General features: G+C 61.5%; 12 protein-coding genes and 1 pseudogene. 6 read left to right on the forward strand and 7 right to left on the reverse strand.

Annotated features, from left to right (window positions below; all coding sequences use genetic code 11):
- Nucleotides 1-96: 96 nt before the first annotated feature.
- Nucleotides 97-591, forward strand: a complete 495-nt coding sequence (locus ASD03_RS05665; protein ID WP_025425572.1) for a MarR family transcriptional regulator — start codon at nucleotides 97-99, stop codon at nucleotides 589-591.
- Nucleotides 592-600: 9 nt separating this feature from the next.
- Here ASD03_RS05665 and ASD03_RS05670 read toward each other — a convergent pair whose 3' ends face one another.
- The 4 genes from ASD03_RS05670 to ASD03_RS05685 all read right to left on the reverse strand — a co-directional run bounded on the left by ASD03_RS05670 (nucleotide 601) and on the right by ASD03_RS05685 (nucleotide 5,599).
- Nucleotides 601-1,191, reverse strand: a complete 591-nt coding sequence (locus ASD03_RS05670) for an NAD(P)H-dependent oxidoreductase (protein WP_025425571.1) — start codon at nucleotides 1,189-1,191, stop codon at nucleotides 601-603.
- Nucleotides 1,192-1,366: 175 nt separating this feature from the next.
- Nucleotides 1,367-1,954: an AAA family ATPase gene (locus ASD03_RS05675; protein WP_025425570.1), complete on the reverse strand. Its 588-nt coding sequence runs from the start codon at nucleotides 1,952-1,954 to the stop codon at nucleotides 1,367-1,369.
- 148 nt (nucleotides 1,955-2,102) lie between these two features.
- Entirely contained in the window at nucleotides 2,103-3,701 is a 1,599-nt protein-coding gene (gene xseA, locus ASD03_RS05680) for an exodeoxyribonuclease VII large subunit (protein WP_025425569.1), read from the reverse strand.
- An 83-nt stretch (nucleotides 3,702-3,784) separates the two neighbouring features.
- The gene (locus tag ASD03_RS05685; protein ID WP_038575812.1) at nucleotides 3,785-5,599 is read right to left on the reverse strand and encodes a hypothetical protein; all 1,815 of its coding nucleotides are present in this window, start codon (nucleotides 5,597-5,599) and stop codon (nucleotides 3,785-3,787) included.
- A 166-nt stretch (nucleotides 5,600-5,765) separates the two neighbouring features.
- On the opposite strand from ASD03_RS05685, the gene ASD03_RS05690 reads away from it, so the two are divergent.
- From ASD03_RS05690 to ASD03_RS05705, 4 genes are all read left to right on the forward strand, one after another.
- Nucleotides 5,766-6,764: a glycosyltransferase gene (locus ASD03_RS05690; RefSeq protein ID WP_038576640.1), complete on the forward strand. Its 999-nt coding sequence runs from the start codon at nucleotides 5,766-5,768 to the stop codon at nucleotides 6,762-6,764.
- A gap of 28 nt (nucleotides 6,765-6,792) precedes the next feature.
- On the forward strand, nucleotides 6,793-7,503 hold the full coding sequence (locus ASD03_RS05695; RefSeq protein ID WP_025425567.1) for a class I SAM-dependent methyltransferase: 711 nt from the start codon (nucleotides 6,793-6,795) through the stop codon (nucleotides 7,501-7,503).
- Nucleotides 7,504-7,611: 108 nt separating this feature from the next.
- Nucleotides 7,612-7,974, forward strand: a complete 363-nt coding sequence (locus ASD03_RS05700; RefSeq protein WP_025425566.1) for a transporter — start codon at nucleotides 7,612-7,614, stop codon at nucleotides 7,972-7,974.
- Between the two features lie 25 nt (nucleotides 7,975-7,999).
- Nucleotides 8,000-8,206 (forward strand): hypothetical protein, encoded by a 207-nt coding sequence (locus ASD03_RS05705; RefSeq protein ID WP_025425565.1) that lies wholly within the window; start codon nucleotides 8,000-8,002, stop codon nucleotides 8,204-8,206.
- A gap of 388 nt (nucleotides 8,207-8,594) precedes the next feature.
- Here the strand turns inward: ASD03_RS05705 and ASD03_RS05710 are convergent, their stop codons facing one another.
- Nucleotides 8,595-9,716, reverse strand: a complete 1,122-nt coding sequence (locus ASD03_RS05710) for an IS110 family transposase (RefSeq protein WP_057212528.1) — start codon at nucleotides 9,714-9,716, stop codon at nucleotides 8,595-8,597.
- Between the two features lie 105 nt (nucleotides 9,717-9,821).
- A pseudogene (locus tag ASD03_RS05715) lies at nucleotides 9,822-10,526 on the reverse strand (helix-turn-helix domain-containing protein); the annotation flags it as partial.
- A gap of 128 nt (nucleotides 10,527-10,654) precedes the next feature.
- Between ASD03_RS05715 and ASD03_RS05720 the strand changes: the two are divergent.
- A complete protein-coding gene (locus ASD03_RS05720; protein ID WP_025425563.1) occupies nucleotides 10,655-11,062 on the forward strand; it encodes a hypothetical protein in 408 nt (135 codons plus the stop codon).
- Nucleotides 11,063-11,125: 63 nt separating this feature from the next.
- On the opposite strand, the gene ASD03_RS05725 is transcribed toward ASD03_RS05720, so the two are convergent.
- Entirely contained in the window at nucleotides 11,126-12,112 is a 987-nt protein-coding gene (locus ASD03_RS05725; protein WP_025425562.1) for a Gfo/Idh/MocA family oxidoreductase, read from the reverse strand.
- Between the last annotated feature and the right edge of the window lie 21 nt (nucleotides 12,113-12,133).

The following is a 12,133-nucleotide window of genomic DNA, read 5'->3' on the forward strand; positions in this document are numbered from 1 at the left end:
TCTCTACCTCAAGTATCTCTAGATCAAGATATCTCCGTTATAACCGATATTATCTTGACGTCAAGATATCTTCGCCTTAGGCATTTCGGAAGAACGGTGGAGGCTCAGATGGATCACGTCGATAGAATTCTGGCGCAGTGGCAACGCGAACGACCAGACCTGGACGTTTCGGCCATGGGCCTTCTCGGCCGCTTCACGCGGCTGCGTAACCATATCGGACGCGAGATCGAAAAGACCTTCGCCGAGCGCGGATTGACGTCGGCGAGCTTCGACGTGCTTGCGGCGCTCAGGCGCTCCGGATCACCCTTTCAGCTCTCACCCGGCGAACTGCTGGCGACCACCATGGTCAGTTCCGGCACGATGACCAACCGCATCGACCAGCTGGAAAAGCAGGGTCTCGTCCAGCGCCTCGACAATCCGGACGACCGCCGCGGCGTGATCATAGCGCTGACGGCGGAAGGCTTGGAACGCGTCGACGAGGCTGCGACGGCCCATGTCGCCAACCAGCACCGGGTCGTTGCAAGCCTTGCACCGGACGAGCGCGAAGCGCTGGATGCGGTGCTGCGGAAACTGCTTGCAACCTATGAATAGGGCTGACGATCAGATGCGTCCGGCGAGCTGCCGCACGCGGGCAAGGTGACGCTTACGTTTCTCATCCGTGGCCCGATCCATGTCGTGCAGGCTGACCATGCGGAAATCGAGGCCCTTGGCGCAGAAGGCGGCAATACCGCGCTTCAGCAGCCGCCGCACGGGGTTGCCCATATAAAGATGCACCACCCACCAGGGCGATCCCGTCGTCGTCAGCGCCCAGAAGAGCTTGATGTTCTTCAGCCGCGGGATGATGCGGCCGCCGGCCGGATCGTTGTCGAAGGCAACGCCCGGCACGAAGACCCGATCGAAGAAGCCCTTGAGGATCGCCGGAAAATTGAACCACCATTGCGGAAAAACCAGGACGATCCCGTCCGCTGCCTGCAGCCGCGCGATCAACCCGGCCGTTAAGCTGGCATCGTAGTTGTCGGTGAAATAGCTGCCGCGCTCTACCTTGCTCAACCTCGGATCGAAATCCTCGCGATAGAGATCGAGCAGATCGACGGTATGGCCACCGGCAACAAGCGCCCGTTGCGCTTCGCGGGCGACGCTGGCGGCAAAGCTGTCTTCCAGCGGATGGGCGAGCACGAGCAGAATATGCATCCATTGTTCCTACTGCATAAGACCTGGGATCGAGATCGATCGACGGAGAAAATGATCCAAAGAATCAATCTATTGCAATGACGATCTTTTGAGCCGTAGCGCGACCCGCCCGCGACGAACGCATGTCACCGGAAAATCGGCCGATTCCAAATGCGTTTGCCAAACTCGCCCTTGCTCAGAGACCGGAGGAGTAGGCGGGCCGGGAGCGCGCTTCCAAGGCCAGTTCCTCGAACACGGATGGCGACCGGCGCGACGCCCAGGCGGAAATCAGTTGCGCAGCGTTATCTTCAACGGCTTGCCCTGAATGAAGCTGGAGATCGTAGCGCTGCCCCTCGTGAATGCGATGGAAATCGTCTGTAGCGCTGCCGATCGGCCGGTCCGCGCGCAGCGTTTCCCGTCGGACAAGTTCCTGAAGCTCACAGTGGAGCGCGACGAAGAAGACATCGAAGGACTGCAGCATCATCGCCAGCTCAGACGCCCAACCGGGCTCCTCGAGAATGTGTTCCAGCAGGAGATTGTTGCCGGCCGAGGCATAGGCGACCAGGGAGCGGTGGAACCCTTCGAAGAAACGGGCACGGTATTCCTGCCACCTGAAGTCGCCGCGCCGGAATCTTTCCGTCGGCAACGTTCCCGAATCACGAATATGGTCAATCGAGACGTGCCAGAATGGCTCGCCGATTTGTGCCTGGACCGCGCGCGCCAGAGTGGATTTTCCACTGCTGGAAGCGCCGTGAATGAAGATAATCTTGGCTCGTTCGACCATATCTGACTTCCATTCCGCAGAGTGCTGTGAGCGCGGCGTTATGCTGCCTCCGTGACAGGGAAATGAAAAGCAGGCGTCATTGATGCAGGCCGCACAGTCAACCCGTCCTCGTTGGAAAGATGAGGGCTCCCGTGATCGCAAACCTTGCCTAGAACAGGCTGCCTTGCTTCGACGGGTCGCCACCGGAACCACCGGTTTTCGGCTGCTTCTTCCTGGCGGCCGCCTGGGCTGTCGGCTCCCCACCCTCACCCGCAATCGCCGAAACGCTGCCGTCGGCAAATTCCAGCGACAGCGCCATGCCGGGCGCAACGGCCGCGGCCTGGCGAACCGGGCCGCCCTCGCCGTCGCGCACCAGCGCAAAACCGCGCTGCAGGACATTGCGATAGGACAGCGATTGCAGGATGCGGTCCTGTGCGGCGATGACACCCGTCAACCGGCGAATGTCCGTGCGGATTGCCGCGTCGGACCGCGCAACCAGCCCAGCCACGCGATCCGTCGAGCGGTGGATCTGGGCCAGCAGGCGCGACGGCAGCGCGCGCAGCGACGCATCCGCCGCCGAGACACGCGACTGTCCGCGATGGACCTGACGCTCGACGACGCGCTCGGCGCGGTTCATCGCATCGTTTAGCCGTTGCCGACGATCGCCGAGCCGCGCCTTGACCAGATCCGGCCGCAGCTCCGCCGAAGCGCGCTCGAACATCCGGCGCTTGTTCGTTGTGTTCATCATCAGACCACGCCCGAGGCCGAGGGCAGCCTCGTCGAAGCGTCGACGCGGCAGCGCCAACAACTGATCGAGCGACGGCAGCGCCCGGGCAAGCGACCGCACCACTTGGCGACGGTTTTCCATCTGCCTGACCATGCCGGCCTTCAGCCGCGCCGAAAGGCCGGATACTTCCGCTTCCAGATCGGCCTTGACCGGCACGGCCATTTCCGCCGCCCCGGTCGGGGTCGGTGCGCGTTGGTCGGCAGCATAGTCGATCAACGTCCAGTCGGTCTCGTGACCGACGGCCGAGATCAGCGGGATGACGGACGCTGCCGCCGCGCGCACGACCGCCTCGTCGTTGAAACCCCAGAGATCTTCCAGGCTGCCGCCACCGCGCGCGACGATCAGGACGTCGGGGCGGGTGATCGGCCCGCCGGCTTCGCATTCGTTGAAGCCACGGATGGCCGCCGCCACCTCGTCTCCCGAGCCTTCGCCCTGGACCCTAACCGGCCAGACGACGACATGGACGGGGAACCGGTCGGCGATGCGGTGGAGGATATCGCGAATGACGGCCCCGGTCGGCGAAGTGACCACGCCGATCACCTTTGGCATAAAAGGCAGCGGCCGCTTGCGCGTCGCGTCGAACAGGCCTTCGGCGCCAAGCTTGCGCTTGCGCTCTTCCAAAAGCGCCATCAACGCGCCGGCACCGGCCGGCTCCAGCGTCTCGATGACGATCTGGTATTTCGACGAACCGGGGAAGGTCGTGACCTTGCCGGTGGCGATCACTTCCATGCCCTCTTCCGGGCGGAAGCGCAGCCGCGAGAAGGTGCCCTTCCAGATCACCGCATCGATGCGCGCCCGATCGTCCTTGAGCGCGAAATAGGCGTGCCCCGAAGAATGCGGCCCACGATAGCCCGAGATCTCGCCACGCACACGAACCTGATCGAAGGCCTGCTCGACCGTACGCTTGATCGAGCCGGAAAGCTCGGAGACCGAATATTCGGTGAGGTTGCTCGGAGAATCGTTGTCGAAAATGGAGCTCATGCCCATTTGTAGCCGACGAGAGGCCCAAGGTCAGCAGAACCGTGCGCCTTTCTACCGGTTTCTTCCTCCGCCGTCCCCGCTCGCTATGGCTTCAGCGCGTAGAGCAAAATGCTGGATTTCTCGGAAACAGGCAGCGGCGTCAGAAACTCCGGAACCCGACCGGCGGCGAGCTGCCCGTAGAGCCCCCGAGGTTCCCGCTTGATGATCATGTCTGCCTGAACATCGTTGGCGCAAAATGCCAGGATCGGTTCGTGCAACTTGCTCAGCATCGCCTTGGCATCAGATGGCGACGCCAGCCCGATCTTCAGCTCCATAAGCATGCCATCGGCATTGCGATGATAGGGCGCCGTCAAGACACGGTGGCTCGTGTATCTAAGGATCGAGGCGCCAATATCCGAAGGACCAACGATCATCGATGGCGGAAGACCTTCAAGATCTGAAAGAGCTGCCGGCGTCAGGCAGTTTTCGGTATTGGACGCCTGCGGCGCCTCCAGAGCGGCAAGGCCGTTGCGTGCCAAGGCGCCGCCGATTGCCCAGACTGCGGGCACCGAAAAAATCAGAACAAGGACATAGGCGAGCGATGCGCTCACGCCCCTGGTTCCCCCCTGCGACCAGGCTCGCATATCCACGAGCAGCAGCGAGAGCGGCAGGATTGCCAGAAGGTTGGAAAACGCCATCGCTCGCACCTGGACCATCGCGATGGCAAGATTGGCAGCAACAAGGGCGACGAGGATGAGATGCAGTCTGACCCGATCGCCCTGCCAAATGCGCCAGACACAGACGAGCGATGCAAAGACCCCACAGAAATAGTAGGCGCCGACGCTTGCCGGCTGGCGCGCCAGCACGGTCGCGAAGGATTGCGCCTCGGTCACACGGTCGAGCCAAAGTTCGATCAACAGCGGGTCAAGATCGGCAAGCGGGTTGCCAAGGCATTGGGGCGCAATAACGAGTGCGACAGCCAGGACGGAACAGGCACTGACGGCCAGCGCGACAAACCGAGCCGATATTCCGCGATCGCTAACAAATGCCGCAGACGCAGCCAGCACACAACCGCCGACAAGTGCCAGGGAGTAGAAGGCGATCGACAGGTTGTCACAGGTTGCCACGCGATAGAGGTGAGGCGGCACCGTGAGGAAGAACACAGTGCTCAAGGTAACTGCCAGTGAGATGCCGAAAGCGATGGTCGCACCAGCAACGTCCCGCCCGAGGAGCGCCCATTGCAACGCGACAATGGCACAAACGACCGCCACAAGCGGCGTCGTCTCGGCGCCGATGGCAATCGCCAGCGCCGCCGCCGCGCCGGCAATCACGTAGTTGCGCGCACGATGGCGCATGTCGACCAGCATCGCGGCCATCACTGCAGCCAGGACCAGCTGGACGTTGTGGTGATCGATGGCGCCACCCATAAACCGATTGCTGGTCACCACAAAGATCGCCGTCAGACCGAGGCAGAAATGCATGCATTGCGTTCCGCCAATACGACGGCCGGCGAGCCCCATGAACACCAGCAATGGAATGGCGAGGAAGATCGGCCAGATCGCAAGCGCCAGCACTTCGGCTCTGTCGGCACCGAAGAGCGGACTGAGCAAGGAAATGAGCCCGGCTATCGGCAGGTCGATCAGCCGCGACCAATGCATCTGCGTGCCGCCATCCAGACCGAGACGAAGCTGGACCAGGTCGAACCAGCCTTGACCGTTGAGCAGGTCTCGAACCTGAACCAGCCGCATGGCGTCATCATTGTCGCGGCCCACATAATCCGATGCGCGGAGGAAACGGACGGCCAAAAACAAGACGACGGGCGCGCCATAGAACAGGACCATCCAAGGCAAGCTCGACCAGAAGCGCATTTTTGCGGTCACTGCCGCCGGGTCCTGACGTCTCGCAATTCTGTCCAGCATCTTCTTACGCCCCTATCCTCCCAGGACCCTAATCGGGCGGGATCAAAAAACCGTAAAGTTGTACCGGGCTCCCGAAGACAAAGGCGCTGACGCGCATGTGCACTTTGGCGTGTTGTTAACCGGCGACACCTATCATGCGCTGACACTTTCAAATCGAGCTGCGCCGATGTTTGAACCCTTAAGCATTGCTGTCCTTCTGCCCTGCTACAACGAAGCTTCGACCATCGGCGGCGTCGTGCGCGACTTCAGAGCCGCATTGCCGACGGCCAGCATTCACGTCTTCGACAACAACTCGACGGACGGAACCGCCTTGCAGGCAATGCTCGCCGGCGCCACCGTCGTTCGCGAAAGACGGCAAGGCAAAGGACACGTGGTCCGGCGGATGTTCGCCGACATCGACGCGGATATCTACGTGATGGCAGATGGCGACGGCACCTACTCACCGGCTGACGCCGAGGACCTGATCCGCACGCTGATTACCGAACAGTCGGACATGGTCGTGGGGACGCGGCGCAATATTCGCGAAGATGCAGGCAGGCAGGGTCACGCGCTCGGCAACAAGCTCTTCAACTACCTCTACCGGTCGATCTTCGGTACGGATTTCAGTGACATCTTTTCCGGCTATCGCGTCTTCTCGCGACGGTTCGTGAAGAGTTTTCCGGCGATATCCGCCGGCTTCGAGATCGAGACCGAGATGTCGGTGCATGCCTCGCGGTTGAAGCTGCCGGTCAGCGAACTGGAGCTGGATTATGGCAGACGCCCCGAAGGCTCGCATTCCAAGCTCTCAACTTACCGCGACGGCGCCAAGATCCTCTGGATGTTCGCAATGCTGATGAAGGAAACGCGACCCTTCGCCTTCTTTGGTCTGATCAGCCTCGCTTTCATGACAACGAGCCTGATTTTCATGACGCCGGTGCTGATCGAATATTTCGGCACGGGGCTGGTTCCCCGCATGCCGACCTGGGTGCTTTCGATGGTGCTGCTGCTGATATCGATCACGATGTTCACCGCCGGCCTGATCCTGGACTCCGTATCGCGGGCCCGCACCGAGCAGTTGCGGCTGCATTACATGGCGACCGGCCGGCGCGCAGCGCGAGAGGCTGTCGTCGAAAAGCCGGCGGTCCCGCAGCTCCGTGCCCACCGGCGCGGACCGGACGCGGCCTAAGCTCACGAGATATATGGAACCCCTGTCGATGAACCGCGAAACCACCAACCGCATACGCTTTGTCATCGAAGACATATTGCCGCCGTTCGTCAGGGACTCACGCCTGTTCAAGGGCATGGCGAGCCTCGCCTGGGGCGAGCATATCGGCCACCTCGCCCGTTTTCGCGAACGTGCCCCCTTCCTGACGGCCTTAGAATACGAGCAGCTCTACAAGCAGCATCCACGCGTTCACGAAGGAACCGACAATTCCGAAGCCTGTGTTCGCAAGATTGCGGCCGAAGTACGCGGCAAATCCGTCTGCGATGTCGGTTGCGGCACCGGCGTGCTGCTGAAGCACATCCGAGGCGCGAACCCCGATCTGCGGCGCTTGACCGGCGTCGACTTCGCCATCGATGACGCGGCCACAATCGAGGGCGTGGAATACTTCGCGGCGATGATCGAAGAGCTTCCCTTCGCGGATGGCGAATTCGATACCGTCGTCTGCACCCACGTCATCGAGCATATCCTCGACTATCGCAAGGCGATTGCCGAACTGCGCCGTATCACCCGGCAGCGGCTGATCATCGTCGTTCCGCGCGAACGCGAATATCGCTACACCTTCAATCCGCATTTCAATTTCTTCCCCTATACGCACTCCTTCCTGCGGGCGATGCATCCTGTCCCAGCGCAACACGCGTGCATCGATATCGGTCGCGATATTTTCTATTGCGAAGACAAGGCCTACTGCATGTTTCCTTAAATCCTATTCGATTTAAGGATAAAAACATGCAGCAATTCAAAGTGCTACAGCGACCTTTGCGCGTCTAATGAGACGCGCGGCGCTGTAGCCGATGCGAGGTGCCCTGCGATGAATCTCAATCTCGCCCCGGCCGTTTGGTTTGGACTGTTCTTCACGCCGGTTTTGATCTCGGCCGGCCAGATCCTTTTCAAGCTGACGAGCGCCAAGACGGGAAGCCCTGACGCACAGGGCCTGCTGGCGCTCATCTTCAGTCCGACGCTGCTGACGGCCCTGATCGTCTACGGCTTCGGCACGATCATCTGGATCTTCACCATCAGGTCGGTACCGCTGACCATCGCCTACTCGTTCATGGCCCTGACCTTTTGCATCGTGCCGCTGCTTGCCGCCGTCTTCCTCGGCGAAGCCTTGACGCTGCGCTATGTCGGTGGCGCGGTGCTGATCATCGGCGGCATGATCATCATCAACTCCTGACGGCGATGCCAGCAATGTGGGTTTCATGATCATTATCGCCACCGTCATGCTCGGCATGCTTGTCGCAGGCCTCCGTTCGCCTCGGACATGCCTGTTCGTTGCCGGCGTGCTTTCCATCCTGGCGGGTGCAGGTGGTGACTGGGTGCAGGTTGCAGCAGCGATCGGCGGCTACAACATGGGCATTGCACTGACGCTGTGCGGCGCCATCGTCGCTGGCGTGCATAACGGCTGACACGTCATCCCTTGCGTTCGAAGAAGGTTCTGGTTTCCTCGTTGGCCGGGAAGAAGGATTCGATCAGCACACCTTCCACTCTCATGTTCGCCTTTTCAAGTCGCAGGCATAGAAATTCTCCCGCCCGATGTTCTCGGACGTCGTGTTTCGTATGAGTGCGTCCTGGGGAAAGCAGGAGGCACGGTCAATGAACGACGGTTGATCATGCTCTGATGCGCGGGTTGGTTACCGCCGGACCTGATGCGTCGCGGAGCGTCCTCAGTCTAGTTGGCAGCGTCGGAATTAAACCGGCTGATAGTGGAAACGAGGGTTCTCCTGCCGTGACCGTGCCCCCAGCCTTGCCCAGGTGCACATGGCTTTCTGATCGGCTCTTCTCCTCCTCGCTGATCTAGACTTTGGCGGTGTTCAACGGGCGCGCGACCTGACATGCAATCGACCAGACGAAGCCCGACAGTTCGCGCGCAATCGCTGTGGTCACGGTCGTGGCTGGCTTTCCGGCCTTCGTGAGCTTGCGATAGCGGCCGCACAGCCGCACCTGCGCTTTCCACGCCGTATCGCGGATCGTTTTTGGAAGCTGCTCCTGGCGCAGCAATTGCTCGCGGCTCACCCTTGCTGGAAACCGGTAGCTCCAGGCCGCCTCGATCAACATGCGGCGTGCGGTTCCGTTCCCCGCTTTCGTAATGCCACCCTGGCGTCGGGTTGCGCCGCTCGAATGCTCCGATGGCACCAGTCCAAGATACGCCATCAATTGGCGTGGGTTTGTGAAGCGGCTGAGATCGCCCAATTCGGCAATCATCGTTGCTGCGGTCACCAGAGCCATGCCACGCAGCGATTGCAATGCATGGACGACCGGGGCCAATGACCAATCGCCCAACATGATCTCGATTTGCTTCGTCAGCCGATCCCGCCGGTCCGTAGCAGCCTCGATCGTCGCGATATGATCCTCAAGCACAATGTAGTGGGCCGGTTGCGCGAAGCGGAGGCCTGCCAGCCAACGGCGGTGCATCTGCGTCCAGGCTGGACGGCCATAATGGCAGCCATGGCGCAGGAGGAATCCACTGAGCTGCTGGCGCGCCTGTCGCAGGCTGCGCACGGCAGCCAGGCGTGCCCGCACCAGATCGCGCATCGCCTCATGGGCGGGATCGGGGATCCAGACGGCGCTCAGTTCACCAGCGCGATGAAGCCTTGCCAGATTGTTGGCATCTCGACGGTCTGTCTTGATGCGATCGCCCGGCTTTCGCGGGATCAAAGAGGGGGCGACAACCACGCAGTCATGACCTGCGGCAGACAGTTGGCGCTGAATGCCATAGCCGCAGGGTCCTGCTTCGTAGCAAAACTTCAGCGTCCGCCCTGGCTGTGAAAGCTTCGCCAGCATACGGGCCAAGGCCGTTGGCGTGTTTACGATCTGGCCAAACGCGCGCACGTCCCCACGTTTGCCGCCATCAGCGAGCGCGACCGAAATCGTTTCTTTGTGAACGTCCAATCCGACATATGTGATAGTGTCTGCCACGGCCCGTCTCCTATGCATGAGGCTCTGTGCGAGGATAACTCACGCAACCCTCGATACCTGCATATTGTGAGACGGGTCACCCGGTCCCAAGGCGAACATTTAGTCTAGGGCGTCCTGGGTCGAGCCGAAGGTCTGCAGCGTGGTGATGAAGCTCAACGTAACCGGCCCGACGCGCAACTCGACAGGCAGAACCGGTAGCCGGTCGGTATCCGGATAGTTTTCGACCGCGCGCTTGACGGCGGGATCGGCCGCCAGTTTCTCCAGCCTCTTGCCAAGGCGACTCCTCGGCCCCTGCAGCCAGGCTTCGGTGCGAACGCGCTGGACCAGATCGGCGGCCGCAGCCTCCCAATTGACGACGAGGGCGCGGACATTTTCCGACGAGAGAAAAGCATCGAGAAAGTTCTGGCCGGGATTGAAAGGCACGTCGGCCGAAACGGCGAGCGCCGCCAGCGCCGGATTGACGATCAGGAGCGTGTATTCATGATCGAGCACCAGGCCCGGATAGGGATCGTGGCGAGCAAGGATGAGCCGGATGGCATTGGCCACGGCGGCGGGCATGGCATCGAGCCCCGACGCAGGGCGCGTCGTCATGCGCGGACGATATCCGGCGGCTGAAAACAGCGTGCCCTGGTCGCGCGCAGGAATGTCGAGCACCGAGGCCAGACGCAGGATCATGCCTTCCGATGGCTTCGATCGGCCGGTTTCGAGGAAGGAAAGGTGCCGCGTCGAGATGCCGGCAGCCACCGCCAGGTCAAGCTGGCTCATGCGGCGGTGCCCACGCCATTCCTTCAGGTGATTGCCGAATTCCATCGATGCCGATCTCCGTTGTGCCGGCAGATTGGCGCAGGCGCTGCGCAAAATCCACTACCTGCGAGGTAATTGGTTTCATGACCGGGAGGCGGCAACATCCGGATATCGACAAACGAATGGAGCCGAAAATGTTGAACCTTTCCAACCGCAGCCTGCTCAACAAGACCTTCCTCGCCGATGGCGCATTTTCGCTCCTCACCGGCGCGGTCCTCATCCTCGGTGCGGCCCCGCTCGCCGCTCTCATCAGCCCTGTCGCCACCCCGCTGATGATAAAGCTGCTTGGCGTCGGGCTTCTGGCCTGGGGGATTTTCCATCTCTCGGCCGCCCGCAACGGTGGGCCGGTTTCGGCTGCCGCCCGCGTCAGTATCGGCGGCGACGTCCTGTGGCAGATCGCAAGCCTTGCACTGCTTGCAACCGCCTATAACTCGCTGACGCCCATCGGCGTCGGGTTCTTGATCGTCGGCCTGATCGGCGTCGGCGACTTCCTGTTCTTCAAGGTGAAGGGCTTCGCCAGGGAGCGCGCGGCGCTGGCCTGATCCGACAACAACGAGAAATGCCCGCCGGCTCGCGCCGGCGGGCTTTTTCTTTCATTAGCCGGCTCAGATCTTTTCCCAGCCGTCCTTGTCGCTGGCGCGGTAGATCGCATCGATGAGCTTCTGGTTGAGCCGCGAGTTTTCGAGCGTGACCACTTCCTCGGCTTCGCCCTTTGCAGCGCGCGCAAACGCTTCCGCCTGCAGCTTGTACTGGCGTGCATCCTGGAAGCGGAAGAGCTGCGACTGGGCGTGGTTCTGGTTGGTGAGCTCCACTTCCTCGCGCCCGTAGCGGTCGGCATTGAACGGCGATTTCACCTCGATGAAACCCTTGTCGCCGTGGAAGACCATGACCTGGCGGGCGGCAAGCTGCGTGGAGATATAGAAGCTCAGTTCGAAATCACCGAAGTCGGCGCGCACGCTCGAATAGATGTCGGTGCCGAATTCCGGGTCGCGATCAGTGCTTGCCTGCACGCGCACCGGCTCCTTGGCCGTCACGAAGCGCGTGGTGATCGTCGGGTAGACGCCGATATCCGGCAGGCCGCCGCCACCGAGTGCCGGAATGTTGCGCATGTTGCCGGGGTCGCGGTTGAAATAGGTGAAGGCACCCTGCACGTGTCGAAGTCGGCCGATAGCCCCTTCGGCAAGCAGCGAGCGGGCCTTGCGCCAGACGGGGCTGTAGGTGACCATGAAGGCTTCGGCGATCAGCACCTTGTTGCGATCGCGCGCCGCGATCAATGCATCGATCTCGGATGCCCGCAGCGCAATCGGCTTTTCGCAGAGCACATGTTTGCCGGCATTGGCAGCCTTGATCGTCCACTCCACGTGCTGCGAGGTCGGCAGCGGGATATAGACCGCATCGATCGTGTCGGAGGCGAGCATCTCCTCATAGGATCCGAAGGCGTGCGGCGCGGAAAAGCGGTCGGCCATGGCGCGCGCCTTTGCGAGGTCGCGGCTGGCGACTGCCGAAACGACGCAGTTCTCGGCGTCCTGAATGGCGGGCACGACGAGATCGCGGCCGATCTTGGCCGTGGACAGAATTCCGAAACGAAACATAGCGGGGCTCCCTGATTTGGC

The organism is Ensifer sp. Root127 (genome assembly GCF_001425225.1).
Lineage (GTDB): Bacteria > Pseudomonadota > Alphaproteobacteria > Rhizobiales > Rhizobiaceae > Ensifer > Ensifer canadensis.